At 70.2% G+C, this 26685-nt stretch carries 24 protein-coding genes and 1 tRNA gene; 19 read left to right on the forward strand and 6 right to left on the reverse strand.

Going from position 1 to position 26685, the window contains the following annotated elements; genetic code table 11:
* Positions 1-23: 23 nt before the first annotated feature.
* Positions 24-719 carry an EI24 domain-containing protein gene (locus J2850_RS15030; protein ID WP_209983026.1) on the forward strand — a complete coding sequence of 232 codons (696 nt, stop codon included), beginning with the start codon at positions 24-26 and terminating at the stop codon, positions 717-719.
* Between the two features lie 104 nt (positions 720-823).
* Positions 824-1753 (forward strand): polymer-forming cytoskeletal protein, encoded by a 930-nt coding sequence (locus tag J2850_RS15035; protein WP_209983028.1) that lies wholly within the window; start codon positions 824-826, stop codon positions 1751-1753.
* A 145-nt stretch (positions 1754-1898) separates the two neighbouring features.
* On the opposite strand, the gene nth is transcribed toward J2850_RS15035, so the two are convergent.
* A complete protein-coding gene (gene nth / locus J2850_RS15040) occupies positions 1899-2534 on the reverse strand; it encodes an endonuclease III (protein ID WP_209983030.1) in 636 nt (211 codons plus the stop codon).
* 301 nt (positions 2535-2835) lie between these two features.
* On the opposite strand from nth, the gene J2850_RS15045 reads away from it, so the two are divergent.
* Both J2850_RS15045 and J2850_RS15050 read left to right on the forward strand, forming a co-directional pair.
* Complete coding sequence (locus J2850_RS15045; RefSeq protein WP_209983032.1) at positions 2836-3288, forward strand: hypothetical protein; 453 nt, start codon at positions 2836-2838, stop codon at positions 3286-3288.
* A 53-nt stretch (positions 3289-3341) separates the two neighbouring features.
* Positions 3342-3908: a DUF2244 domain-containing protein gene (locus J2850_RS15050; RefSeq protein WP_209983034.1), complete on the forward strand. Its 567-nt coding sequence runs from the start codon at positions 3342-3344 to the stop codon at positions 3906-3908.
* Between the two features lie 87 nt (positions 3909-3995).
* Here J2850_RS15050 and J2850_RS15055 read toward each other — a convergent pair whose 3' ends face one another.
* The gene (locus tag J2850_RS15055; protein WP_209983036.1) at positions 3996-4460 is read right to left on the reverse strand and encodes a low affinity iron permease family protein; all 465 of its coding nucleotides are present in this window, start codon (positions 4458-4460) and stop codon (positions 3996-3998) included.
* Positions 4461-4549: 89 nt separating this feature from the next.
* Positions 4550-6910: a mechanosensitive ion channel domain-containing protein gene (locus J2850_RS15060; protein WP_209983038.1), complete on the reverse strand. Its 2361-nt coding sequence runs from the start codon at positions 6908-6910 to the stop codon at positions 4550-4552.
* Between the two features lie 228 nt (positions 6911-7138).
* On the opposite strand from J2850_RS15060, the gene J2850_RS15065 reads away from it, so the two are divergent.
* Together J2850_RS15065 and J2850_RS15070 are read left to right on the forward strand one after the other, a co-directional pair.
* Complete coding sequence (locus tag J2850_RS15065) at positions 7139-7936, forward strand: sulfite oxidase-like oxidoreductase (RefSeq protein WP_246513100.1); 798 nt, start codon at positions 7139-7141, stop codon at positions 7934-7936.
* Between the two features lie 57 nt (positions 7937-7993).
* Positions 7994-8070 (forward strand) — tRNA-Arg (locus tag J2850_RS15070).
* Between the two features lie 70 nt (positions 8071-8140).
* On the opposite strand, the gene ybaK is transcribed toward J2850_RS15070, so the two are convergent.
* The 3 genes from ybaK to apaG all read right to left on the reverse strand — a co-directional run bounded on the left by ybaK (position 8141) and on the right by apaG (position 10121).
* Entirely contained in the window at positions 8141-8623 is a 483-nt protein-coding gene (gene ybaK, locus J2850_RS15075; RefSeq protein ID WP_209983040.1) for a Cys-tRNA(Pro) deacylase, read from the reverse strand.
* Between the two features lie 107 nt (positions 8624-8730).
* Positions 8731-9435 (reverse strand): GTP cyclohydrolase I FolE, encoded by a 705-nt coding sequence (gene folE / locus J2850_RS15080; RefSeq protein WP_246513101.1) that lies wholly within the window; start codon positions 9433-9435, stop codon positions 8731-8733.
* A 293-nt stretch (positions 9436-9728) separates the two neighbouring features.
* Positions 9729-10121 carry a Co2+/Mg2+ efflux protein ApaG gene (gene apaG, locus J2850_RS15085; RefSeq protein ID WP_209983042.1) on the reverse strand — a complete coding sequence of 131 codons (393 nt, stop codon included), beginning with the start codon at positions 10119-10121 and terminating at the stop codon, positions 9729-9731.
* A 518-nt stretch (positions 10122-10639) separates the two neighbouring features.
* Between apaG and J2850_RS15090 the strand changes: the two genes are divergently transcribed.
* From J2850_RS15090 to infB, 13 genes are all read left to right on the forward strand, one after another.
* Positions 10640-11338: a GNAT family N-acetyltransferase gene (locus J2850_RS15090; RefSeq protein ID WP_209983044.1), complete on the forward strand. Its 699-nt coding sequence runs from the start codon at positions 10640-10642 to the stop codon at positions 11336-11338.
* 216 nt (positions 11339-11554) lie between these two features.
* On the forward strand, positions 11555-12970 hold the full coding sequence (miaB, locus tag J2850_RS15095; RefSeq protein WP_246513102.1) for a tRNA (N6-isopentenyl adenosine(37)-C2)-methylthiotransferase MiaB: 1416 nt from the start codon (positions 11555-11557) through the stop codon (positions 12968-12970).
* Positions 12967-14073, forward strand: coding sequence for a PhoH family protein (locus J2850_RS15100; protein WP_246513103.1), 1107 nt, complete (start codon positions 12967-12969; stop codon positions 14071-14073). The genes miaB and J2850_RS15100 overlap by 4 nt, the downstream gene beginning before the upstream one ends.
* Positions 14070-14576, forward strand: coding sequence for an rRNA maturation RNase YbeY (gene ybeY, locus J2850_RS15105; protein WP_209983046.1), 507 nt, complete (start codon positions 14070-14072; stop codon positions 14574-14576). Before J2850_RS15100 ends, ybeY begins: the two co-directional genes overlap by 4 nt.
* Positions 14573-15529 carry a hemolysin family protein gene (locus J2850_RS15110; protein ID WP_209983048.1) on the forward strand — a complete coding sequence of 319 codons (957 nt, stop codon included), beginning with the start codon at positions 14573-14575 and terminating at the stop codon, positions 15527-15529. Before ybeY ends, J2850_RS15110 begins: the two co-directional genes overlap by 4 nt.
* Positions 15530-15813: 284 nt before the next feature.
* Positions 15814-17427, forward strand: a complete 1614-nt coding sequence (lnt, locus tag J2850_RS15115; RefSeq protein WP_209983050.1) for an apolipoprotein N-acyltransferase — start codon at positions 15814-15816, stop codon at positions 17425-17427.
* 130 nt (positions 17428-17557) lie between these two features.
* Complete coding sequence (locus tag J2850_RS15120; RefSeq protein ID WP_209983052.1) at positions 17558-18052, forward strand: helix-turn-helix domain-containing protein; 495 nt, start codon at positions 17558-17560, stop codon at positions 18050-18052.
* A gap of 230 nt (positions 18053-18282) precedes the next feature.
* Complete coding sequence (gene metK / locus J2850_RS15125) at positions 18283-19467, forward strand: methionine adenosyltransferase (protein ID WP_211113929.1); 1185 nt, start codon at positions 18283-18285, stop codon at positions 19465-19467.
* A gap of 124 nt (positions 19468-19591) precedes the next feature.
* Complete coding sequence (trmB, locus tag J2850_RS15130; protein WP_209983056.1) at positions 19592-20302, forward strand: tRNA (guanine(46)-N(7))-methyltransferase TrmB; 711 nt, start codon at positions 19592-19594, stop codon at positions 20300-20302.
* Positions 20303-20566: 264 nt separating this feature from the next.
* Complete coding sequence (gene rimP / locus J2850_RS15135; protein WP_209983058.1) at positions 20567-21067, forward strand: ribosome maturation factor RimP; 501 nt, start codon at positions 20567-20569, stop codon at positions 21065-21067.
* A gap of 162 nt (positions 21068-21229) precedes the next feature.
* Entirely contained in the window at positions 21230-22813 is a 1584-nt protein-coding gene (nusA, locus tag J2850_RS15140; protein ID WP_209983060.1) for a transcription termination factor NusA, read from the forward strand.
* A 60-nt stretch (positions 22814-22873) separates the two neighbouring features.
* On the forward strand, positions 22874-23635 hold the full coding sequence (locus J2850_RS15145) for an RNA-binding protein (RefSeq protein WP_209983062.1): 762 nt from the start codon (positions 22874-22876) through the stop codon (positions 23633-23635).
* 21 nt (positions 23636-23656) lie between these two features.
* Positions 23657-26497, forward strand: a complete 2841-nt coding sequence (gene infB / locus J2850_RS15150; protein ID WP_209983064.1) for a translation initiation factor IF-2 — start codon at positions 23657-23659, stop codon at positions 26495-26497.
* The last annotated feature ends 188 nt before the right edge of the window (positions 26498-26685 follow it).

Raw genomic sequence — 26685 nt, forward strand, 5'->3', positions numbered from 1 at the left:
GCCTCCCCGCCACGGACCCGCCGATGATCCGCGCCCTCGTCCTCGCCTTCGCCCAGCTTTCCGATCCGCGCGTCCGCCGGGTGGTCTGGATCGGGGTGCTCGCCTCGATCCTCGCCTACCTGCTGCTGGCCGGCGGCGTCTGGTGGATCCTGGCGGTGACGCCGATGACCGGCTATGGCTGGCTCGACGGCATCATCGACGTGATGGGCGGGCTGGGCATTCTGGTCCTGGCCTGGCTGCTGTTCCCGGCCACCGTCGGCACGGTGTCGAGCTTCTTCCTGGACGAGGTGGTGGAACGGGTGGAGGCGCGTCACTACCCGGCCCTTCCGGCGCCGCGCCATGTCGGCTGGATCGAGGAGCTGGCGACCGCGCTGCGCTTCCTGCTGCTGGTGCTGGCGATCAATCTGGCGGCGCTTCCGCTCTACATCTTCGCACCCGGGCTGAACCTCGCCGTCTTCTATACCGTCAACGGCTACCTGCTCGGACGGGAGTATTTCGAGATGGTGGCGCACCGGCGTCTCGGCCGCGGCGAAGCGCGGGCGCTGCGGCGGGCGCGGCCGCTGAAACCTTTTTTGGCCGGCGTCGCCATTGCCTTTCTTTCGACCATCCCCTTCGTCAATTTGCTGGTCCCGGTCGTCGCCAGCGCCTTCATGGTTCATGTCCTACAGTCCATGTCGGCTCCCCTTGCGGCGGGCCGGACGACCGTGATACGCCGCTAGGCGGCACGGCCGCACCCGCCTGCCCGGCGGCACCCTCGCGGCACCGGACCTCTCGCCATCCGGCCCATCCCGCCACCCGTAAGTCCAGATTGGGGGAACCGCTAATGCTGTTCGGACGAAAGACTCCGCCCGCCGCTCCCAAGGCCGACAGCCCCACCCCACCGCAGCCGGGCGCCCGGCCGTTCACTGCCGGCGAAGCGGGCAATTCCATGTCGCCGCTTGCCTCCCTGAACGCGCAGCCCGGCGGCCCGATGAGCGGGCCGCCGACCGGCGCCCATGCGCCGGCCGCCGCGGCCGGAATCCCGGCCCCCAGCAGCATGGCCCCAACCATGGCCCAGGCCCTGTCCGACGCGCAGCCGGCCTACCCGGCCTATCCCGATATGCCTTCCGCCTCGAAGGGACCCGACATGAACAGCATTCCCAAGCCCCCGTCCGCACCGAGCGTGCCCGGCGCCGGCTTCAAGCCCGACGTGCCGCGCCGCGTCGTCGACCTGCCGGGTTCGGCCGTCCGCCAGCCCGCCGCCCCGATCCCATCCGCCGGGATGCAGGCCGCCGGGATGCAGGCCGCCGGGATGCAGGCCGCCCCGGTGCCCGCCGCCCCGGTCCAGCCGGCCGCCCATGTCCCGGCGATGCCGGAGCAGCGCCGGCTGATCGTCGGCCGCGACATCTCGCTGTCGGGCGAGATCGGGTCCTGCGACGTGGTGGTGGTCGAGGGCACGGTGGAAGCCAAGCTGCGCGACGGCCGCTCGGTCGAGATCGCCGAAACCGGCCTGTTCAAGGGATCGGTGGAGATCGAGGAAGCCGACATCGCCGGCCGCTTCGAAGGCGACATCATCGTCCGCGGCCGCCTGACCGTGCGCGCCACCGGCAAGATCACCGGTTCCATCCGCTTCGGCGAACTGGCCGTCGATGCCGGCGGCCAGTTGATCGGCGACATCCAGCTCTATTCCGCCGCCGCCACCGCGGCCCGTCCGGCCGCCCCGGCGCCGGTCGCGGCGGAGCCGGCCCCCGCACCGGCGGCAGAAGCCGTCTGAGCGGCACCCGCTCCAGAAGGACGCCCGAAAGGACGCCCGGCCGGCTGCCGCCGCGCCGGGCGTTCCATTTCCGGGCAGGCCATTTTGAGGCCGTCCGTCTTCCGGCCCCGGCGGGAACCGACGGCGGCCGGGCGATCGCCTTGTCTCAGGCGATCACCTTGTCCTTGTAGGCACAGAGGTCGGCGACCGGGCAGATCGGGCAGTCGGGCTTGCGCGCCTTGCAGACATAGCGGCCGTGCAGGATCAGCCAGTGATGGGCATGGCGGCGGAAGAGCTTCGGCACGGCCTTCAGCAGCTTCGCCTCCACCGCGTCCGGCGTCTTGCCCGGGGCGAGGCCGGTGCGGTTGCCGACCCGGAAGATGTGGGTGTCGACGGCGATCGTCTCCTCGCCGAAAGCGACGTTCAGCACCACGTTCGCCGTCTTGCGGCCGACGCCCGGCAATTGTTCCAGCGCCTCGCGGTCGCGCGGCACCTCGCCGCCATGGCGCTCGATCAGCAGTTCCGACAGGCGGATGACGTTCTTCGCCTTGGTGTTGAACAGGCCGATCGTCTTGATGTACCCGCGCAGCCCTTCCTCGCCCAGCGCCACCATCTGCTGCGGCGTGGTGACGACCGCGAACAGCGGCCCGGTCGCCCTGTTGACGCCGACGTCGGTCGCCTGGGCCGACAGCACGACGGCGACCAGCAGCGTGTAAGGATTGACGTATTCCAGCTCGCTCCGGGGCTCCGGATTGGCGGCGGACAGGCGGCGGAAGAATTCCTGGACGGCGGCGGGCTTCATCGCGCCACCATAGCCGCAACCGCCGGCATGGCGCCAGTGGCAGCCTGCGGGCGACCGCGGAGGTTGTCCCGGCCCGGCGGTCCGGCCGCTGTCGGCGCCAAATGCAATGAATAGACGCGAATTGCTGCAGACAGACAAGAAAATGGCCGTCTTCAGGTTGAAGAAGACCACCGTTTGCGACTTCTCTGACGGCCAGGCCCACGCTATGATTTATCTCCAATTCAAAAAAGAACGCTATGCCTGCAATAGGGCCTTGCCGGCGTCAATGGCGGCGACGGCCCGCCACATGGGGTTACGGGGGATGACGGCGTCCTATTTCGTGAAAAGGGCCGAGTGGGGCCTGCATGTCAGGTTGCAGGGAGCACTCGCGCGCGAGCAGCGCGACGGCATCGTGCGCCGGATCGAAGACCACTGCGCCGAATTCGCCGTCGGCAACGAGCCGTGGAGCAGCCTGATCGAGTTCGACCATTTCGAGGCCGACGATTTCCGGCCGGAGATGGTGGTGGCGCTGATGCGGCTGGCCCGCCGCTGCGGGCACCAGCGCAGCGCCGTGGTGATGACGGACTGGCACTGGGCCTCGGCGATGGCCGACGCCATGATCACCGCCGGCACCGACGATCAGGTCCGCATCTTCGTCCAGGCGGTGCGGCGGGCGGACGGCGGGCACGGCCGGGAGGACCTGTCCGGGCTGGACGGCGCCATGGCCTGGGTTCTCCACGGCGGGGCGGTGCCGATGGTCTCGAAGGCGGCATAACCCAGCCTTTCCCGCCATTTGCAGGGGCCTCCGGGTCCGCTAGACTGGGGGGCATGCCCATCCGTGCCCCCGAAGATCCCACCGGGACCGGCGGCGACGCCGGCAGCGAGCCCGGCGCCGTGCGCGTCTTCTTCGACGCCATCCTCCACCCGCACCGCAGCCTGGGGCGGGCCGGGTTCCGGATCCTGATGGGCGTCGTCATCCTGATGAACCTGATCGTCGCCGGCATCTTCGTCGCCAACGGAGCCTGGCCGGTGGTGCCCTTCTGCGGGCTCGACGTGCTGGCCCTGTGGCTGGCCTTCCGGGTCAGCTACCGCTCGGCCCGCCAGTACGAGCGGGTGCGGCTGACCGACCGGGCGCTGACCGTCCAGCGCGTCCATTGGAAGGTGCCGGAGCGGCGCTGGAGCTTCCATCCCTACTGGCTGCGGATCAGCCACGACGAACGGGCCGACCATGCCCGCCGCGGCCCGGCCGGTCAGGTCACGCTGACCTCGCACGGCCAGTCGGTCGGGGTCGGTTCCTTCCTGTCGCCGCAGGAGCGCTCCACCTTTGCGCGGGCGCTCGGCGACGCCTTGCGCGACTGGCGCCGTCCACCCTGCCCGCCGGCACCGGCGGGATGACGGCGGCTGGATGACGGCAGGATGAGGGCGGCGGCATGATGGCGGCAGACCGCGGGGTGGGGGGCGCCTGCCGATCGCCCGGCGAGGTCAGCGCGACGCCTTGGCGTCCGACAGGCCGCGTTCGTCCAGCTCCTCGTCGACTTCGCGCTCCACCGCCCGCTCGACCTTTTCGTCGATGCGGTGGTCGAGGCAGTCGGCGGCCTTGGCGAGCTTCTCGAAGCTGCTCTTCACCTTGGCCAGTTCGGCCTCCGACATCTCCTCCAGGTCGATCATGCCGTTGCGGGCGGAGTGGGTGGCGCGGATCAGCTCGTCCAGCTTCAGGTGGATGGCCTGGGTGTCGCGGTTCTGGGCATTCTGGATGATGAACACCATCAGGAAGGTGACGATGGTGGTCCCGGTGTTGATGACGAGTTGCCAGGTGTCGGAGAAGTGGAACAGGGGTCCGGTCACCGCCCAGACCAGGACCACGGCGAAGGCGGTGACGAAAGCGCCCGGCCGGCCGGACTGCCGCTCCATCCAGCGGGCAAAGCGGGAAAAGGCGTCGCTGATCATCGGTCTCGAACTCCGGTTCGGGCCCCCCGGAAGGGAAACGCCCGGCCGAGCCGGGCGGTTCCACCTGAGTCCGCTTGCCCTCCCGCGCGTCAGGAGCCCTGGCTCAACACCTCGGCCAGCGCGCGGTCGTGGGTGTTCTGGCCGACGACGAGCTGCATCGACTGGGTCGGCATGCTGATGCCCAGCTCGTCGAACCGCTTCTTCAGCAGGCGGTTGAACTCGCGGCTGACGCCCCACTGGCGGGTCGGCCGGGTCTTGAACTGGGCCAGGATGTTGATGCCGGTGTCCGACAGCTTGTCGACGCCCAGCACCTCCAGCGGGTTGAGGATGTCGGCGGCGAACTGCGGCTGGGCCTGCACCTCGGCCCCCGTCTCCTTGAGGACGGCGATGATGCGGTCGGGATCCTCGCGGTTGGACACCGTGACGTTGAACAGCGTGACCGAGAAGTCCTTGCTCATGTTCTTCACCGTGGTCACCGCGCTGAAGGGCACGGAGTGCACGGCGCCAGCGCCGTCGCGCAGGCGGATGGAACGGATGGAGATCGCCTCCACCGTGCCGGAATGGCCGCCGCCGACGTCCACCACGTCGCCGACCGACACCGTGTCCTCGAACAGGATGAACAGGCCGGTGATGATGTCCTTGACCAGCGTCTGCGACCCGAAACCGATGGCCAGGCCGACGACACCGGCACCGGCCAGCAGCGGCGCGATGTTGACGCCCAGTTCCGACAGGGTGATCAGCGACACCATCGTCACCAGCAGGATCAGGAAGGCGTTGCGCAGAAGCGGCAGCAGCGTGCGCATGCGGGCGCTGCGCTCGATGCGGGTGCCGTTGCGGTCGGTGGTGCGCAGGAAATGCTCAATCAGCGCGCTCACCACCTCCCAGGCGACGATGGCGCCGGCCAGCAGCAGGCCGATGGAGATGGTGCTGCCGACGATGCGGCGGCCGGCGGTGGATTCGACCAGGCCGAGCGTGTCGATGCCCCAGCCGTTCAGGGCGGCGCCGAGCGCCACCAGCCAGATGATCGCCTTGCCGATGCGCTGCACGATCGGCAGGTAATGGAAGGCGCGGGTGTGGAGCTGCGGCAGGTTGCCGGCAAGCTCGCGGTTCATGGTCAGGCCGCGGCGCAGCGCGCGGTTGAGGCCGCCGACCAGCAGGCGCGCCACCACCACCGCCACGATGGTCACCGCGGTGCCACGGGCCAGGAATTCGAAGCCGCCATAGACGTTCAGCACCCAGACGCCGAGAGTCACCACGACGTAGAGGATGGCCAGCACGTGCCAGATCTCGGCGAAGCGGCGGCGGGCGGTGCGCAGGACGGCGCCCTGCCCCTCGGCCTCGCGCCGCGCGGTCGCCAGCGGGTCGCCGTCGCCCGACAGCGGGTTGCCGCGCATCCATTCGGCGACGCCGACGCGGTTCTGCAGGATCAGCGCGATCAGCATGCCGGCGATCACCACGCCCAGCAGCTTCAGCAGCGCGCCGTAGGCCCCGAGCGGCAGGCCCAGCACATAGGCGCCTTCCGCCAGGAAATAGCCGTAGACGGCGACGGCGATCAGGCGGCGCGACCAGACGTAGCAGCGGCGCGCGCCGGCGTCGCTGGTGTGGACCAGCCGCAGGTTGGCGGCATCCGGCGCGAACAGCATCCGCACCACGATCAGCAGCGCCTGGGTGATGACGGTGGCGTTCACCACCGCCAGCGCGACCAGCCGCACGCGCGGCGCCGGCTCCGTCACCGACAGGATGGCGTAGGCGACGACGATGAAGCCGACGATCGGCGCCAGCTCCAGCACGGCGCGGCCGAGCAGCATCGGGATGCGCAGCAGCGCCGAGCCGACATGCCGGGCCGCCAGCGCATGGCGCGGCCGGCTGAGCAGCCAGGTGATGCCGCGGGCGGCCACCGCGCCGATGCCGAGGATCATGGCGAGCTGGATGGCGATCTGCACCCAGCGTTCGCGCGCGGTGTCGTCGCTGGCCTGCCGCTGCACCCAGGACAGGGCGCCGGGCAGGTCGGAGAAGACGTTGGCGACCTGCACGAGCTGGCGGCTGACCACGTCCATCCGCGCCGCCAGGAAGGCCAGCGCCCGGGCGCCGATGGTCTGCGGCAGCGCCGCCTCGCCTTCGTCGGCCTTGGCCTGGGCCAGCCCGCGCTGCGCGGTGATCAGGTTGCGCAACTGCGTCACCAGTTGCGTGCGCGCGTCCTGGTTCTCCAGCGTGCCGACCAGCGCCTCGAGCTGCTGCACCGTCGCCTCGTCGACCACCACCGGGGCGGCGGTCCCCGCGGCGTCACCTCCGGCGGGGGCGGCGGCGGGAGCCGCCACACCGGGGACCGGGGCGGCGGCCAGGGCCGGCCCGCCCGGCCCGGCGGCGACCACGGCCAGCAGCAGAACGGCAAGGCCGGTGGAAAGCAGGAAGCGCCAGGCTCGTGCGACGGACGTAACGGACCGGATCATCGACTCATCACTCGGGTGGTCTTGAACAATCGGGCGGGGGCGGAGCGGCTTGGGCGGACCGGCCTGGGCGGCCGGCCCGGAGCCGGGTTGCCCGACTATGTCGCGGGACCGCGGCTCCAACAAGCGGGGCTTCGGGAAGTTAGTTCTCGCGCTTGCGCTTGCCAACCCGGCCGCCCGAACCTTTTTTAAACGCAGCCGCCGCCCGAACCGCTGAGACAAGGATATGCCATGAACGATACACCGACCGGCACGCCGACAGGATCCGGCGATGGCAAGGGGCCGGAGCCCCGCCCGGAGATCGAAGGCGAGATCGAAGGCGAGATCGAAGGCGAGATCGAAGGCGGGATCGAAAGCGAGGCCGGGAGCGGGATCGAGCGCGAGGGCGCGGTCCGCGACAAGCTGGTGGCCACCAAGGAGCAGTGGGCGCGCGACGGCCGCGCGCTGACCGGCCATGCCGGCGACCCGGCACGCGACCGGCTGCCGCCGGGCCAGCGGCTGGTCACCGAATGGCCGGTGCTGGACCTCGGCGTCACGCCGAAGGTGACGACCGGCAACTGGACGCTGACGGTCGACGGGCTGGTCGAGACCCCGCTGTCCTGGCGCTGGGAGGATTTCCAGGCGCAGCCGCAGGAGCGCTTCGTCTCCGACATCCACTGCGTCACCACCTGGTCGCGCTACGACAACCGCTGGGACGGGGTCGGCGCCCGCCGGCTTCTGGAGCTGGCGCGGCCGAAGCCGGAAGCCCGCTTCGTCGTCTTCCATTCCTTCGACGGCTACACCACCAACGTGGCGCTGTCGGATTTCGACGACGACGGCGTGCTGCTGGCGACGCGCTGGGAAGGCCAGCCGATCAGCCGCGACCATGGCGGGCCGGTGCGCGTCGTGCTGCCCAAGCTGTATTTCTGGAAGAGCGCCAAGTGGGTGAAGCGGATCGAGCTGCTGGACAGCGACCGCAAGGGCTATTGGGAGGTGCGCGGCTACAACAACCACGCCGACCCCTGGCTGGAGGAGCGCTATTCGGACTGACCGGCGGCGAAAGCCCCTTTCACGGCGCGGACGAAACCGTTAAGGTGCGGCGCAAGTGGCCCCGTAGCTCATCAGGATAGAGCGCGAGTTTCCTAAACTTGAGGCAGCAGGTTCGAGTCCTGCCGGGGTCACCACCGTCCGCCCCTGTTCATCGGGTACGGGTGCGCAACCGATGGGCGCGCACCAGGTCAGTGCGCGACGATGTCAGTGCGCGACGATGGCGCAGACCGTCGCCTTCGCCGCCGTCGCCAGGTCGGCCGGCGCCAGCACGATCTGCAGGCCGCGCCGCCCGCCATTCACCACCATTTCGGGCAATCCGCCGGCACTGGCGTCGATGAAGGTCGGCAGCGCCTTCTTCTGGCCGAGCGGGCTGATGCCGCCGACCAGGAAGCCGGTGGTCTTCTCCGCCAGCGCCGGATCGGCCAGATCGGCCTTCTTCGCCCCGGCCGCCGCGGCGATGGCTTTCAGGTCGAGCTTGGCGGCGACCGGGATGACGGCGCAGGCCAGTCCCCTGGGCTCGAGCTGCACGATCAGCGTCTTGTAGACGATGGCGGGGTCGAGCCCCAGCGACTCGGCGGCGTGCAGGCCGATGGCGTCGGCCGAGGGGTCGTACGCGTATTCCAGCAGCCGGAAGGCCACGCCCGCCGCCTTCGCCGCATTCACCGCCGGTGTCACCTTCGCCGCCATGTCCCGCACCGCTCACTGACAAATAGCGGCCGCGAGCTTGGCAGCCGGCGCAAGGGGTGTAAAGCCCCGGGGAGCGGGCGGGGCCGGGAGGCCGGCCCCTTCGGCCGTCACTCCATCCCGCGCGAGGTCGGGTTGCCGATCATCGTCAGGAACTCGCGGCGGGTCGAGGGGTCGGTGCGGAAGGCGCCCAGCATGCGGCTGGTCACCATGGTGACGCCGGTCTTGTGCACGCCGCGGGTGGTCATGCACTGGTGCTGCGCCTCGACCACCACGGCCACGCCTTCCGGCTGCAGGACCTCGTCGATGGTGTTGGCGATCTGCGCCGTCATCTTCTCCTGGATCTGCAGGCGCTTGCCGTAGGCTTCGACCAGCCGCGCCAGCTTGGAGATGCCGACGACGCGGCGCCTCGGCAGGTAGGCGACGTGCGCCTTGCCGATGATCGGCACCATGTGGTGCTCGCAGTAGGACTCCACGCGGATGTCGCGCAGCACGACCATCTCGTCGTAGCCGTCGGTCTCCTCGAAGGTGCGCGACAGGATCTCCACGGGGTCGACGGCATAGCCGGCGAAGAACTCCTCGTAGGACCGGACGACGCGGTCCGGCGTGCCGGCCAGCCCCTCGCGCCCCGGATCGTCGCCGGCCCAGCGGATCAGCGTGCGTACGGCGTCCTCGGCCTCCGCGCGCGACGGGCGGGCACCCGCGGAGGGAGAGACGGAAGCAGCGGACCGGGTCTGCCCGCCGCCGTCTTGCCCGGCGCCATTCTGCCCGGCGTCGAGCACGGTTCCGGCAAGCGGGGTCTTGTTGGCCGTCAAGGGAGACATCCTTTCCATGGCTGGGCGGCGCCTTCAGGCGGCGTTCGCGCAACGCGCCCGTCTGTGGGTAGAGGCTGTACGGAGCCGGGGCATGGACGGATCAACCGACCGGCCGTGCAGCCGGCCCGTGCAACCGGCCCGTGAGCCGGATGGCGGCACCCTGCCGGGCCTCTTGCCCGCCGGCACCGGCCCTCCGGAAGTCGCAAGATGGTTCCCGCCCTATGGCCTTCAAGGTAGGGGCAGCCATGCGGCTTGTCAAAGACGGCCGGGGCCGGAGGAAGCCGGGGTGCGGCTCAGTTCAGGCGCATCGGCTGGTGCGGGCTGTCGAGCGAAAAGGCCGGGATGGCGACATCGAAGGAGCGGCCGTCCGCCCCTTCCATGCCATAGCTGCCGGCCATGATGCCCGACGGCGTGCCGAGCGGCGTGCCGCTGGTGTATTCGAAATGGCCGCCCGGCTCCAGCACCGGCTGTTCGCCGACCACGCCCGGCCCCCGCACCTCCTGCACGCGCCCCATGGCGTCGGTGATGCGCCAGTGGCGGGTCCGGAGCTGCACCGTCTCCCGCCCCTCGTTCTCGATCCGCACATGGTAGGCCCAGACATAGCGCCCGTCCGCCGGGGCGGACTGGTCCTCCAGGAACACGGGCTGGACGGTGACGCGGATATCGTTGGTGACGGCGGTGTACATGGCGCGGGATCCGGTTGCAGACGGTCCGGCGACCGGCTTCCGGCAGCCGGTCGGTTGGATCGGGGCAGGATAAAGTCACCCCCGCTGACTGTCCAGAACCGGGGGGACCTGGAGCCTGCGCCCCGCGGGACGGCGATCCCCGCCGGGGCAGGGGCCGCACAAACCGCGCCTGCACGAACCGGAAAGGCGGGCCGGGCATTCCCATGACCTGCACGCATTGTGATGGATACAGTCATGCAGTCACCCGGGGGCTCCATGGACTTGCGAGGGGGGAGGGTCGATGATATATGCGCAAGTCATCTGAAACGGCTCATGAGCCTCCTCCATGTCTCGTTCGCACGCTCTTCGCATCCGACGACGGAGCCTCGCACCGCGCATTGCGGTTGCGGCCGTCCTTGGGTCGCGTGCGGACGCCAGAGGCCTTCCGGGAACCTGACACCCCGGACCTTCCGGCGGCGGCGCGATCCGCCCTCAAAAGACGCTTCACCGAAGTCTTTTTCCCGCCGGGAGCCCCACGCATGATCATCACCGTCGAAGAGCCCAAGCACGCCGCCGCCATCGAAGCCCTGCTGGACATGTCCTTCGGCCCCGACCGCTTCGGCAAGACCGCCTACCGGCTGCGCGACGGCGTCGACTCCATTCCCGCGCTGAACCTCGTCGCCATCGAGCATGACGAGCACGGCCAGGAGATCGTGGTCGGCACCATCCGCTACTGGCCGATCCTGGTCGGCGGCGCCACCCTGTCGCTGCTGCTCGGCCCGATCGCCGTCGCCGCGCACCTGCAGGGCAGCGGGCTGGGCAGCAAGCTGATCCGGATGAGCCTGAACAAGGCGGTGGCGCTCGGCCACCAGTCGGTCATCCTGGTCGGCGACGCCCCCTATTACGAGCGGTTCGGCTTCTCCCGCGCGCTGACGCTGGGCATGGAGATGCCGGGTCCGGTCGACATGAACCGGCTCCTCGCCCTCGAACTGGTCGACGGCGCGCTGGACGGCGTGACCGGCATGATCGGCCGGGCGGCCCGGGCCGACGCCCTCGCCTCCGCGGTGCCGGTGCCGGAGGGCTTGGCCCCCCAGGGCCTTTCCGCTCCGTCCTGGACGGGAGACGCCGCCGCCCCTTTCGGCGTGCTGTTCAGGCGGACGGGGAGTGAGCGAGTTTGGACCGACCGGGTAAGGACCGACTGGTTCTGGCGCGGCGGGCTGCAGGCCGGCACGGCGTGATCCGCCGGAAGCGTGCAGAAAGGCGGGGCGAAGCGGCATTGACTCGATTCGCCCCGCACGCGATACCATCTCTCCAGGAGCGACGCCGGCCGGACGGCGTGCCGCGCGCCACGCCGATGCCGTGAGCGCGCTGTTCGTCTTTGCCGGATCTTCGTTTATGTCAGGGGTGCCCGGAGAGGTCCGCGGCGCCGGTCTTTCTGAGTGGAAGGGTGCGGGTTGACCAAGAAGCTGTTCATCAAGACCTGGGGCTGCCAGATGAACGTCTATGACTCCGCCCGCATGGCGGACGTCCTGGCACCCCTGGGCTACCGGCCGGTCGAGGAGCCGGATGGCGCCGACATGGTGATCCTCAACACCTGCCACATCCGGGAGAAGGCGGCCGAGAAGGTCTTCTCCGAGCTGGGCCGGCTGCGCCAGATGAAGGACCGCAAGGCCGAGGCCGAGGACGGCCGGATGATCCTGGCGGTCGCCGGCTGCGTCGCCCAGGCCGAGGGCGAGGAGATCGTCGCCCGCGCCCCCTTCGTCGACATGGTCTTCGGCCCGCAGACCTACCACACCCTGCCGGAGATGGTCGCCAAGGCCAGCCGGGCCGCCGGCAGCGTGCTGAACACCGACTTCCCGGCCGAATCCAAGTTCGACTTCCTGCCCGAGGAGGCCGACGGCCAGGGCGTGTCCGCCTTCCTGGCGGTGCAGGAGGGCTGCGACAAGTTCTGCACCTTCTGCGTCGTCCCCTACACCCGCGGCGCCGAATTCTCCCGTCCGGCGGCCCAGATCATCGCCGAGGCCCGGCGGATGGTCGCCGCCGGCACCCGCGAGATCAACCTGCTGGGCCAGAACGTCAACGCCTGGCACGGCGAGGGGCCGGCCGGCGGGACCTGGGGCCTCGGCCGGCTGGTCCGCGCGCTGGCGGAGATCGACGGGCTGGAGCGCATCCGCTACACCACCTCGCACCCGCGCGACATGGATGACGAGCTGATCCGCGCCCATGCCGAGGTGCCGCAGCTCATGCCCTACCTGCATCTGCCTGTGCAGTCCGGGTCCGACCGCATCCTGGCGGCGATGAACCGCAAGCACAGCGCCGACGACTACCGCCGCCTGGTCGACCGGCTGCGCGCCGCCAAGCCCGACCTGGCGCTGTCCGGCGACTTCATCGTCGGCTTCCCCGGCGAGACCGACGCCGACTTCGCCGCGACGCTGAAGCTGGTGAGCGACGTCGGCTATGCCCAGGCCTACTCCTTCAAATACAGCCCGCGTCCCGGCACCCCGGCGGCCGTCGACGGCGCCCAGCTCTCCGAAGAGGTCAAGGAAGACCGCCTGTCGGCGCTGCAGCAGCTTCTGAACGCCCAGCAGGTCGCCTTCAACCACGGCTTCATCGGCCGCAGCGTGCCGGTGCTGTTCGACCGCGCCGGCCGCCGCGACGGCCAGTTGCTGGGCCGCAGCCCCTGGATGCAGTCGGTCCACGCCGAAGCGAACCCGCGGCTGCTCGGCCGCATCGTCGAGGTCAGGGTCGACGCGGCCCTCGCCAACAGCCTCGCCGGCACGGTGGCGACCGTGGACGGCGCCGTCACGGCCGGCGGCCACGCGCCCTCCCCTTCCTTCCAGCTTGCCCAAACCTTGGAGGCCAGCGCTTGAACGGTCTTCCCGAACGGCGAATCGACGTTCAATTCGACGACAACCGGCTGCTGCCGATGCTGTATGGCGAGCATGACCGCCACCTCTCGCGCATCGAATCCCTTCTGGGCGTGTCGCTGATCTCGCGCGGCAACACGCTGACCATCTCCGGCCCGCCCGACGCCGCCGAGACGGCGCAGGCGGCCCTGCGCAGCCTGTACGACCGGGTGACCCGCGGCCAGGCGATCGACAGCGGCGAGGTCGACGGCGCCGTCCGCATGGCCAACGCCGACGCTGGCGGAGAGACGCCGGCCGACAGCCAAAGCGGCCAGGGCGGCCAAGCCGCGATCACCCATGCCGGCATCTCGCTGCGCACCCGCCGGCGCGGGCCGATCACCCCGCGCACGCCGACCCAGGCGGCCTATCTCCAGGCGCTCGCCGAGAGCGAGCTGGTCTTCGGGCTGGGACCCGCCGGCACCGGCAAGACCTATCTGGCGGTGGCGCAGGCGGTGGCGCTGCTGACCACCGGCCAGGTCGACCGCATCGTGCTGTCGCGGCCGGCGGTCGAGGCCGGCGAGCGGCTGGGCTTCCTGCCCGGCGACCTGAAGGAGAAGGTCGATCCTTACCTGCGGCCGCTCTACGACGCGCTGCACGACATGCTGCCGGCCGAGCAGGTGAAGAAGCGGCTGGAGAGCGGCGAGATCGAGATCGCGCCGCTGGCCTTCATGCGCGGCCGGACGCTCGGCAACGCCTTCGTCATCCTGGACGAGGCGCAGAACACGACGCCGATGCAGATGAAGATGTTCCTCACCCGCCTCGGCGAGGGCGGGCGGATGGTCGTCACCGGCGACATCTCGCAGATCGACCTGCCGTCCGGCACCCGCTCGGGGCTGCGCGACGCGCTGGAGATCCTGCGCGGGGTCGAGGGCGTGCGCTTCGTCCGCTTCACCGACGCCGACGTGGTCCGCCATCCGATGGTCGCCCGCATCATCCGCGCCTACGATCGCGCCGATGCCCGCGCCGACGCCCGCCGCCGGGGCGTCGAGGCGGTGGCGGATACCGACATCGATGCCGCAGCCGAAACGACCGCTGGGACGCAGCCGATCGTTGGAGAGGCGGAATGACCAGCGCCGTCGATGTGACTGTTTCACGTGAAGCCGGCGACTGGGCCGAGGACGCCGAGTGGCTGGCGGAGCGCGCCGCCCTGGCGGCGCTGGGCGCCGCCTACGACGACGGCGAGGGACCGGCGGAGCTGTCGGTCGTGCTGGCCGACGACGCGCTGGTGCAGCAGCTCAACCGCGACTACCGCGGCAAGGACAAGCCGACCAACGTGCTGTCCTTCGCCCTGACCGAAGCCGAGGAGCCCGAGCCCGAGGAGGGCGTGCCGGTGATGCTCGGCGACGTCATCCTGGCCTGGGAGACGGTCGCCCGCGAGGCTGCCGAGCAGCGGAAAAGCCTCAAAGACCACATGACTCACCTTGTGATGCATGGCGTTCTGCATCTGCTGGGCTATGATCACGAGACGGACGACGAGGCCGAGGAGATGGAGGCGCTGGAAACCCGGCTGCTCGCCGCCTTCGGCATCGCCGACCCCTATGCCGCCAACCACCAACCGCCGGACCGATGAGCGATATATCCGACAGTCGCACGCCCCGTGAAGACCACGGGGCCGAAGACCATTCCCTGGGCCACCTGTTCAAGGGCTGGCTCCGCACCGTCTGGGGCGGCCGCGAGGACACCTCGCTGCGCGGCACGATCGAGGAATTGATCGCCGGCCTGGACGACGCCGCCGGCGATGACGGCGGCGATGCGCTGGGGGCCGGCGAGCGGGCGCTGCTCACCAACATCCTCAAGCTGCGCGACCGCAGCGTCGCCGACGTCATGGTGCCGCGCGCCGACATCGTCGCCGTCGATATCGACACCCCTTTCCCGGCCCTGGTCCAGCGCGTCGCCGAAGAGGGCCATTCCCGCCTGCCGGTGTTCCGCGAGACGCTCGACGACGTCGTCGGCATCATCCACATCAAGGACGTGCTGACGATGCTGGCCGCGCAGGCCGCGTCGCCCGCCGGCCTGCGGCAGAAGCCGGACCTCACCGGCATCATCCGCGAGGCGAAGATCGTCGCCCCCTCCATGCATGTGCTCGACCTGCTGGTGCAGATGCGCCAGACCCGCCAGCACATGGCGCTGGTGGTCGACGAGTTCGGCGGCATCGACGGCCTCGTCACCATCGAGGATCTGGTCGAGGAGATCGTCGGCGAGATCGAGGACGAGCACGACGAAACGCTGGCGCCGCGCCTGGTCGAGCGCCCCGACGGCAGCCTGATCGCCGACGCCCGCCTGCCCATCGAGGATTTCGAGGTGCGCGTCGGCCCGGTCCTGACCGACGAGGAACGCGAGGACATCGACACGCTCGGCGGGCTGGTGGTCTCGATCGCCGGCCGCGTGCCGGGTCCCGGAGAACGGCTGAGCCATCCGTCCGGCCTGGAGTTCGAGATCGTCGATGCCGACTCCCGCCGCCTGAAGCGGCTGCGCGTCCACAACGTCCCGGCCAACAGCACGGAACTGGCGGAGACGGCGTAGCGGCCGGCGCCGGTTCCTTCCGGTCCGCCCGCTGCCGTCCGGTCGCCCTGGTTTGCCGGGGATGGTTCGCCAGGGACGGATCGCTGGCCCCTGTGCCGATCCTCTCCCGGCGGGCCCGCAGTCCGCCTGCCGGCCGGCGTGGGGCACGGCAGGGCAAGACACCGGGAGCGGCAGGACCCGATTTCCCGGTTCCACAACACAGCCCCGCCCATAAGCACCTTGGCGCCCCTGCCCGGCCGCACTACGTATGGCGCCGCCTGCCTTCCGCTGCCGGAGTTCACGCCTTGACCGCCACCGACACGCTGCCCGTCCCCGCCCGGCTGGGCCGTGTCTCCCTGCGCCTGGCGGCGCTGGGCGGCTGGCGCCGGCTGGCCGCGGCCGCGGCGCTGGGGGGCCTGGCCACCTTCGCCCTGCCCCCGGCGGACCTGCTGCCGGTGCTGCTGGTCGCCTTTCCCGGCCTGATCTGGCTGCTGGACGGCGTCCGGACCCGCAAGGGCGCCTTCGCCGTCGGCTGGTTCTTCGGCTTCGGCCACCACCTGCTCGGGCTCTACTGGGTCAGCGCCGCGCTGTTCACCGACATCGAGCGGTTCTGGTGGGCGCTGCCGCTGTCGGCGGCCGGGCTGCCGGTGCTGATGGCGATGTTCTGCGGCGGCGCCACCCTGACCTTCCACCTGCTGCGCCGGCGCGGCATCGGCGCCGGGCTGGCGCGGCCCTTGCTGTTCGCCGCCTGCTGGTGCCTGTGGGAATGGCTGCGCGGCCATGTCTTCACCGGCTTCCCGTGGAACCTGATCGGCTATGGCTGGGTCGGGGTGCTGCCGGTGCTGCAGACCGCCTCGCTGGTCGGCATCTACGGCCTGACGCTGGTGACGGTGCTGGTGGCGTCGCTTCCCGCCGCCCTGCCCGATCCCGACACCACCCGCCGCCGGGCCTGGACCGGCTTCGCCACCGGCCTGGCCCTGCTGGCGGTGCTCGGCGGCTGGGGAGCCTGGCGGCTGGCCGGCGCGGTGGACGAGCCGGTGCCCGGGCTGCGCCTGCGCCTGGTCCAGGCGGCGATCGACCAGCGCCTGAAATGGGCGCCGAGCGAGCGCATGCAGAATTTCCAGAGCCACCTCGCCCTGTCCGCGGCGCCGCCGACCGATCTGCCGTCGGGGCGGCCGGCCCCGCCGCCCAACCTGATCATCTGGCCGGAAACCGCCGTCCCCTTCTTCGTGGAGGACGATGCGCGCGTCCGCCAGGCCATCGCCTCGGTCATCCCGACCGGGGGCCTGCTGATCACCGGCGCGCCGCGCACCGATCTCGGGGCCGACGGCGAACGGCGCTACTACAACGGCATGGTCGCGGTGGACGGCAGCGGCACGGCGGTCGCCAGCTACGACAAGTTCCACCTCGTGCCCTTCGGCGAATACATGCCGCTGCGCGCCTGGCTGCCGGTCGGGGCCATCGCCGGCAACGGCGCCGAGTTCTCGCCCGGCCCCGGGCCGCGCACCCTGCACCTGGGCGCCATCCCGGCCTTCAGCCCGCTCATCTGCTACGAGAGCATCTTCCCGGCCGCGGTGGTCGACCACGCCGACCGCCCGCAATGGCTGCTGAACCTTACCAACGACGCCTGGTACGGACGCACCGCCGGCCCCCACCAGCATTTCGCGATCAACCAGGTCCGCGCCGTCGAGGAAGGTGTGCCGCTGGTGCGTGCCGCCAATACGGGAATTTCCGGGGTGGTGGATGCATACGGCCGTGTGCAACACTTGCTCGGCCTGGGTGAGAGAGGCTTCATCGATACCACGTTGCCGAAAGCGCCGGAAGGGGTCACACCCTATGCCCGTATGGGCGACTGGATTTTCTGCATCATGCTTCTGGCCGGCTTCCTGGCGTCGATGGCCTCGCGACACCGCTCCTAAGGCACCAGTACGGGCTTTGCGCCCTCCACCTGCAGAACAAATTCTTGCTTCGGGTATGAACCAACCGGGCTTGACTGCATACGTGGATATGTCTTAACTAGGTTGCACAACCGTTACAGGGATAAACGAGATGCAGACTGAAACAGGAGCGCCGCGCGGGCGCCGTGCGGGCGCCGGCCGTCCGAAGACCGGAAAGCCGAATCCGATCGACGTGCATGTCGGATCCCGCGTCCGTCTCCGCCGCACCCTTCTCGGCATGAGCCAGGAGAAGCTGGGCGAGGCGATCGGCCTGACCTTCCAGCAGGTGCAGAAGTACGAGCGCGGCGCCAACCGCATCGGCGCGTCGCGCCTGTTCGACCTTAGCCGCGTGCTGGACGTCCCGGTGTCCTTCTTCTTCGACGACATGCCGGCCGAGGCCGCCGCCGCCCGCGTCGACGACGACGAGGAGGGCGCCGCCTCCGACGAGCGGTCCAGCAGCGCCTACGAGCCGGACCCGATGGCCAAGCGCGAGACGCTGGAACTGGTGCGCGCCTACTACAAGATCAGCGACCCGTCGGTGCGCAAGCGCCTGTTCGAGCTGACCAAGGCCGTTGCCAGCGCCGCCGTCGCCGACGCGGCCGAGTGATCCCGCCGGGGCGGCATCCGCCGCCCGGGACGCGAATGCCCACCGAACGGGGACTGCGCGGCTCGACCGCGCTCCCCCTTCGGGTGGCACCGCCTCCGTCCTGTAAGTCCCCCCACCGCCGGTAGCGCGCTTGACCCCGGTGTGATTCCTTGTCAAAACCGGTTTTGGACCGGTGTCTGCGGCCGCTGTACCGGTCTGCCGTTTCGGCTCATGAAATAGCGTGCCGCCGAATGCCGAGGTTTCCCGTGGCAAAGCTGAACTACGTCTTCACCAGCGAGTCCGTGTCGGAGGGTCATCCCGACAAGGTCTGCGACCGTATTTCCGACGCCATCGTCGATCTGTATCTTTCGCACGACCCCTACGCCCGCGTGGCGGTGGAGACGCTCGCGACCACCAACCAGATCGTCCTGGCCGGCGAGGTCCGCGGGCCGGACAGCGTCAAGGCCGACCAGCTTGTCGAGGCCGCGCGCGCCGCGGTCAGGGACATCGGCTACGAGCAGGACGGCTTCCATTGGGAGAAGATGGACGTCAAGTGCCTCGTCCACTCCCAGTCGGCCGACATCGCGGTCGGCGTCGACGCCGCCGGCAACAAGGATGAAGGCGCCGGCGACCAGGGCATCATGTTCGGCTATGCCTGCCGCGAGACCCCGGCGCTGATGCCGGCCCCGATCTATTATTCCCACGCCATCCTGAAGTCGCTGGCCGAGGCGCGCCATTCCGGCGCCGCCCCGCAGCTCGGCCCCGACGCCAAGAGCCAGGTCACCCTGCAGTACGTCGACGGCAAGCCGACCCGCGCCACCGCCATCGTGCTGTCGACCCAGCATGCCGAGGGGCTGGACCAGGACGCCGTGCGCGAGATCGTGCTGCCGCACATCGTCAACTGCCTGCCGGAAGGCTGGATGTGCGAGGCGAAGAACCTGTACGTCAACCCGACCGGCCGCTTCGTCATCGGCGGCCCGGACGGCGACGCCGGGCTGACCGGCCGCAAGATCATCGTCGACACCTACGGCGGCGCCGCCCCGCACGGCGGCGGCGCCTTCTCCGGCAAGGACCCGACCAAGGTCGACCGCTCGGCCGCCTATGCCGCCCGCTACCTCGCCAAGAACGTCGTCGCGGCCGAGCTGGCGGAGAAGTGCACGATCCAGGTGTCCTACGCCATCGGCGTGTCGAAGCCGCTGTCGGTCTATGTCGACACCCACGGCACCGGCCGGGTCGACGAGGACCGCCTGTCGGACGTGCTGCAGCAGCTCGTCGACCTCAGCCCGCGCGGCATCCGCACGCATCTCGGCCTGAACAGGCCGATCTATGCCCGCACCGCCGCCTACGGCCATTTCGGCCGCGAGCCGGAGGTGGACGGCGGCTTCTCGTGGGAGAAGACCGACCTGGTCGGCGACCTGCGCAGCGCCTTCCTGTAAGCGCCGTCCGGCGCGGGAGGCCGTCGGGCGTCCCGCGCCGTCCGGACAAGCGGGTACCGCAGGGGCCGGCGACGGCCCCTGCTTTCTTTTGACGCCTCCCTCCCCATCGACACAGCGCCCCACCATGACCGACCAGCCCGCCCCCGAAAGCTCCAACCGCCTGTTCGGGCGCCGCAAGGGCCGGCCGCTGCGCAAGCGCCGGACGGAACTGATTGACAGCCTGCTGCCGCGCCTCGAGCTGCCGGTGCCCAAGCCGGGCGACCGCGTCGACCCGGCCGGCCTGTTCGGCGGGGCCGTGACGGACGTCTGGCTGGAGGTCGGCTTCGGCAGCGGCCACCATCTCGCCTGGCAGGCCGGCCGCAACCCGGACGTCGGCATCATCGGCGCGGAACCCTTCGTCAACGGCGTCGCGGCCCTGCTCGGCATGGTCGATGACGACCGCCTGGAGAATGTGCGCGTCCTTCCCGACGACGCCCGGCCCCTGCTGGACGCCCTGCCCGACGCCTCGATCGGCCGCGCCTTCGTGCTGTTCGCCGACCCCTGGCCGAAGAAGCGCCACGCCGACCGCCGCTTCGTCGGGCCGGAGAACCTGCCGCGGCTGGCCCGCGTGCTGAAGGACGGCGCGGAGCTGCGGCTGGCCAGCGACGACATGGGACTGGTGCGCTGGATGCTTGAACATACGGTACGGCATCCCGATTTCGAATGGACGGCGCGCGGGCCCTCGGACTGGCGCAACCGCCCCGACGACTGGCCGCCCACCCGCTACGAGGAGAAGGCCATCGCCGCCGGGCGCAAGCCCGTCTTCCTGCGCTTCGTCCGCAAGCCGAGGGGCTGACGGCCACCCGCCGGCGCAGGCGATCGCGCGGCCGTGCATGACGCATCCCGGAAAAGGCTTGCGGCATCGGACGGAATGACTATATTCACCCGGTGTGAACCCATACGGATCGGCGGCCCGGGAAACCGGGCCGGCGAGACGCTTTGCGGGTGGGCTTTTGCCCACTTATTTTTTTATCGGCGTGTGGCGACACACGTTTTTGAAACCTCGTGTAGTCGTAACCTCGTCCGGTTCGATCCCGGCCGCAGGCTCAGGTCAGGTGGAATGGACGTTACAGGTCGCATCGAACAGATCATCACGCCGTCGGTCGAAGCCATGGGCTACGAGGTCGTGCGCGTCCAGATCTCCGGTGGCCAACGCGCGATACTCCAGATCATGGCGGAACGCGCCGACGGCGCGTCCATGACCGTCGAGGATTGCGCCGACATCAGCCGATCGGTATCCGCCCTGCTGGACGTCGAAGATCCGATCCGCGACGCCTACACGCTGGAGGTCAGCTCGCCCGGCATCGACCGGCCGCTGACCCGCCTCAAGGATTTCGAGCGCTTCGCCGGCTTCGAAGCCCGGCTGGAGACCCGGCAGGCCCTCGACGGCCGCAAGCGCTTCAAGGGGCTGCTGCGGGGCGTGGAAGACGGCCTCGTCTGCATCGACACCGAACAGGGAGCCGCCCGGCTGGAGTTCGACAACATCCTGCGCGCCAAGCTGGTGCTGACGGACGATCTGATCCGTGCCAGCCAGGAGCAGCAGGAGGGTCCGCAGAACTGACGGTCCGGCCGGCCGGGACAGCCTCCCGGCACGACCGACGGGCCGGAACCATGGTCCGGCCGAACGTTCCTTCGCCGACCCCGCCGACCCGCCCGGGCCAAACGCCGGACCGGCATCACGCCAGACCGGCATCACGCTAGACCGACCCAGGAAGTGTAACGGATGGAACTGCTGCAAGTCGCTGACGCGGTCGCCCGCGAAAAGAACATCGACCGGGACGAGGTCCTGGAGGCGATGGAGCAGGCGATTCAGAAGGCCGGCCGCTCCAAGTACGGCCACGAGCACGACATCCGCGCCCGCATCGACCGCAAGAGCGGCGACATCCATCTCAGCCGCTTCCTCGAGGTGGTCGAGGAGGTGGAGAACGAGGCGACGCAGGTGTCGCTGGCCTATGCCCAGCGCCGCAAGCCCGGCGCCAAGCTCGGCGATTTCCTGATCGACCCGCTGCCCCCCATCGACTTCGGCCGCATCGCCGCGCAGACGGCCAAGCAGGTCATCGTCCAGAAGGTGCGCGACGCCGAGCGCAAGCGCCAGTTCAACGAGTACAAGGACCGCAACGGCGAGATCGTCAACGGCCTGGTCAAGCGCGTCGAGTACGGCAACGTCACCGTCGATCTCGGCCGCGCCGAGGCGATCCTGCGCCGCGACGAGCTGCTGCCGCGCGAGCACTTCAAGAACGGCGACCGCGTCCGCGCCTACATCTTCGACGTCCGCGAGGAGCCCCGCGGGCCGCAGATCTTCCTGTCGCGCACGCATCCGATGTTCATGGCGAAGCTGTTCGCCCAGGAAGTGCCGGAAATCTACGACGGCATCATCGAGATCAAGGCGGTCGCCCGCGATCCCGGCAGCCGCGCCAAGATCGCCGTGCTGAGCCACGACAGCTCCATCGACCCGGTCGGCGCCTGCGTCGGCATGCGCGGCAGCCGCGTCCAGGCGGTCGTCGGCGAGCTGCAGGGCGAGAAGATCGACATCATCCCGTGGTCGGGCGAGGCGGCGACCTTCGTCGTCAACGCGCTCGCCCCGGCCGAGGTCGCCAAGGTGGTGCTCGACGACGACAACCACCGCATCGAGGTGGTGGTGCCCGACGACCAGCTCTCGCTGGCCATCGGCCGCCGCGGCCAGAACGTCCGCCTCGCCTCGATGCTGACCGGCTGGGACATCGACATCCTCACCGAGCAGGAGGAGTCGGAGCGCCGGTCGGAGGAGATCCACAGCCGCTCCGGCCTGTTCATGCAGGCACTGGACGTCGACGACGTGATCGCCCACCTGCTTGTCGCCGAAGGCTTCACCTCAGTCGAGGAGATCGCCTTCGTCGAGACCGAGGAACTGGCCGAGATCGAGGGCTTCGACGAGTCGGTCGCCGACGAGCTGAAGCAGCGCGCCCTGGCCTTCCTGGAAGTGCAGGACGAGCAGGCGAACGAGCGCCGGCTGGAACTGGGCGTCGAGGACATCGTCGCCGAGCTGACCGGCTTCAGCGCCACGCAGCTTGTCAAGCTGGGCGAGAACGGCGTCAAGACGCTGGACGACCTGGCCGACCTCGCCGGCGACGAGCTGGTCGAGATCCTGGGCAAGGACGGCGCCAAGGACGCTCCCTCGGAAGAGGAGGCGAACGCGATCATCATGGCCGCGCGCGCCCACTGGTTCGAGGGTGAGGAAGGTGGAGAAGGCGGGGACGCCGCCGCGGGCTCGGCCCAGGCGGGCGGGTCCGGCGACGGCTCCGCCGAGGGGCGCGGCGCCCAGGCCTGATGGGGCCGGGGATGCCGACAGGAACAATGGTCTGGGACCGCGTGAGCGGATGACGATCGGATGACCGAACGGAACGACGAACGGACACCGACCGCCACCGCGGAGGCGGTGCCGGACGAGGAGATGCCGGAGACGGAACGACTGCCGGCCGACGACGAGAAGGGGCCCCTGCGCCGCTGCATCGCGTCCGGCACGGTCCAGCCGAAGGAGGGCATGATCCGCTTCGTGATCGCCCCCGACGGCGAGGTCGTTCCCGACCTGGAGGAACGTCTGCCGGGCCGTGGCCTCTGGGTCACGGCCGACAGGACCGCCCTGGCGAAGGCCATGGGCAAATCCGTTTTCGCCAAGGCGGCCCGCCGGGCGGTGAAAGTACCGCCCGATCTGGCCGAAAGGCTGGAACGGCTGCTGGAACGGCGGTGTCTGCACGCGTTGGGCCTTGCCCGCCGTGCCGGCCACGTCCTGGCGGGATACGAGAAGGTGCGCGAGGCGTTGAAGGCCAACCAGGTCGGTCGTGCGGGTCCCCCGCCGGCCCTGCTGGTCGAGGCCGCCGACGGCTCGCTGGACCAGCGCGGCAAGGTGACGGCGCTCGCGCCGTCGCTGCCGGTGATCGACCTCTTCGCGTCCCCGGCTCTCGCCGCGGCGCTGGGGCGCGATCACGCGGTGCATGCCGTGGTGGCGCGGGGCAGGCTGGCCAACGGGCTGGCCCGCGACGCGGCTCGTCTCAAGGGGCTGAAGGGCGATGCGCCCGCAGGCTCCCCGGGGAGCGAGTCATCTGATAAGGGCTGGGGAGTCGGCAATACGGCCGGCCGGCCTGCGATGTAACGTCTGACCATTCGGGAACCGATGACCGATAGCAACGACCAGGACCAGAAGAAAGTCTTGCACCTAACCGGCGCCAGCAAAGGAAAGCTGGAGTCGAAGAAGCCGGTCGAGACCCAGGTCCGGCAGAGCTTCTCCCATGGCCGGTCAAAAGCGGTGACCGTCGAGGTCAAGCGCAAGCGTCATGTCGAAAAGGGCGCCGTCCCCGGCGTGGCCGACGGTGGCGCCGCCGCCCGTCAGGCCGCCCAGGGACTGCCCATGCGCGGCAACTCCGGCCAGCGTCCGCGCGGCGGAGCGCCTGCCGGCCGCCAGTTGACCCGCGAGGAGCTGGAATCGCGCCTGCGCGCGCTTCGCGGCGCCGCCGCGATGGAAGAGCAGCGCCGGATCGAGGCCGAGGAAGAAGCCGCACGGGCCGATGCCCGCGCCGCCGAGGCGGCCGAACGCGCCGCCAACGAGCCCCCTCCCGCCGAAGCCGATGCGCCGGCCGCCGCGCCCGCCGCGCCCGAGCCGGACATGCCCCCCGTCATCCTGGACGCCGAAACCCTCCGCCAGCGCGAGCTGGAGGAGATGCGCGCCATCCAGGAGGAGGATCGCAAGATCGCCGAGGAGGCCGAACGCCGCCGCAAGGAGGAAGAGGCCAAGCGCAAGGAAGCCGAGGACGCCAAGCGCCGCGAGGCCGAGCCGGCCGCCCGCCGTGACGGCGGTCGCGACGGTGGCCGCGATGGCGCCGCCCGCGACGGCGCCCGCCCCGCCGGTGCCCGTCCGGGCGGCGACCAGCGCCCGGGCGGCGCCGCCGCCCGCCCGGCCGCCGACGCCGCTCCCGGCCGCACCCTGCCGGGTGCCGGAGCCCCGCCGGCCCGCGTCGAGGAAGAGGACGACAACCGCCGCAAGGGCGGCCGCGGCGGCGCCCCCGCCAAGGCCGCGCCGGCCCGGCCGGCCGCCAAGGCTCCTGCCGGCGCCGACCGCCGCAAGGGCACCAAGCTGACCGTCTCGCAGGCGCTCAGCGACGACGGCACCGACCGCACCCGGTCGCTCGCCGCCGTCCGCCGTGCCCGCGAGCGTGAGCGCATGCGGCAGATGAGCCGCCAGGAGACGGCGAAGGTCACCCGCGACGTCGTCCTGCCGGAGGTCATCACCGTCCAGGAGCTGGCCAACCGCATGGCCGAGCGTGGCGCCGACGTCATCAAGGCGCTGATGCGCATGGGCGTGATGGCGACCATCAACCAGACCATCGACGCCGACACCGCCGAGCTGCTGATCACGGAGTTCGGCCACCGCGTCCGCCGCGTGTCGGAGTCCGACGTCGAGATCGGCCTGCGTGCCACCGAGGAAGAGGGCGCCATCCTGGTGCCGCGTCCGCCGGTCGTCACCATCATGGGCCACGTCGACCACGGCAAGACCTCGCTGCTCGACGCGCTGCGCCAGACCGACGTGGTGTCGGGCGAGGCCGGCGGCATCACCCAGCACATCGGCGCCTACCAGGTGCAGTTGGCGTCGGGTGCGAAGATCACCTTCATCGACACGCCGGGCCACGCCGCCTTCACCGAGATGCGTGCCCGCGGCGCCAACGTCACCGACGTGGTCGTGCTGGTGGTCGCCGCCAACGACGGCGTCATGCCGCAGACGATCGAGGCCATCCGCCACGCCAAGGCGGCCAAGGTTCCGATCATCGTCGCCATCAACAAGTGCGACCTGCCGGACGCCCGTCCGGAGCGCGTCCGCCAGGAACTGCTCCAGCACGAGCTGGTGGTCGAGGAGATGGGCGGCGACGTGCTCGACGTCGAGGTGTCGGCCAAGGCCAAGCTGAACCTGCACAAGCTGGAAGAGGCCATCCTCCTCCAGGCCGAAATCCTGGAGCTGCGGGCCAACTCCGAGCGGGCCGCCGAAGGCGTCGTCATCGAGGCGAAGCTGGAGCGTGGCCGCGGTTCGGTCGCCACCGTGCTGGTCCAGCGCGGCACGCTGAAGGTCGGCGACGTGTTCGTGACCGGCGCCGAATGGGGCCGTGTCCGCGCCCTGATCAACGACCGCGGCCAGACCGTCAACGAGGCGGCCCCGGCCGTTCCCGTCGAGGTGCTGGGCCTGAACGGCACGCCGATGGCCGGCGACGACTTCACCGTCGTCGAGTCCGAGGCCCGTGCCCGCGAGATCGCCGAGTTCCGCCAGCGCAAGAAGCGCGAAGCGGCGGTGGCGGCCTCGGCCCGCGGCTCGCTGCAGGACATGTTCAGCCGCATCCAGGCCGGCGAGGCCAAGGAACTGCCGGTCGTCATCAAGGGCGACGTGCAGGGCTCGATCGAAGCCATCGCCAGCTCGCTGGAGAAGCTCACGGCCGAGAACACCGAGGTCAAGGTCCGCGTCCTGCACAACTCGGTCGGTGCGATCAACGAATCCGACATCACGCTGGCCAATGCGTCCAACGCGATGATCATCGGCTTCAACGTCCGCGCCAACCCGCAGGCCCGCGACCTCGCCAAGCGCGACGGCGTCGAGATCCGCTACTACTCGATCATCTACAACGTGATCGACGACGTGAAGGCGGCGCTGACCGGTCTGTTGTCCCCGACGCTGCGGGAACGCTTCATCGGCTACGCGACCATCCGCGAGGTGTTCAACATCACGAAGGTCGGCAAGGTCGCCGGCTGCATGGTCACGCAGGGCACCGTCAAGCGCGGCGCCGGCGTCCGCCTGCTGCGCGACAACGTCGTCATTCACGAGGGCACGCTCAAGACGCTCAAGCGCTTCAAGGACGAAGTCAAGGAAGTGCGCGAGGGTTACGAGTGCGGCATGGCCTTCGAGAACTACGACAACATCCAGGCCGGCGATCAGATCGAAGCCTTCGAGATCGAGGAAATCGCTCGCGAGCTTTGACCTTTCAGGTTCACCCGATCCCTTCCGGCACCCGCCGGGATGGATCGGGTGACCTTTTTCGCTTTGAAGGGCGCGGGATCTGTCCTGCGCCCTGTTCCTATATTGGGGTGATCGCCACCGCCTTGCCTCTGCCCGGCGGGCAGTGGTCAGGATGGGAGACTCTCGAAGCTCCCTCGGCAGCTCCCCTT

Origin of the sequence: Azospirillum picis, assembly GCF_017876115.1 — a bacterium.
Lineage (GTDB): Bacteria > Pseudomonadota > Alphaproteobacteria > Azospirillales > Azospirillaceae > Azospirillum > Azospirillum picis.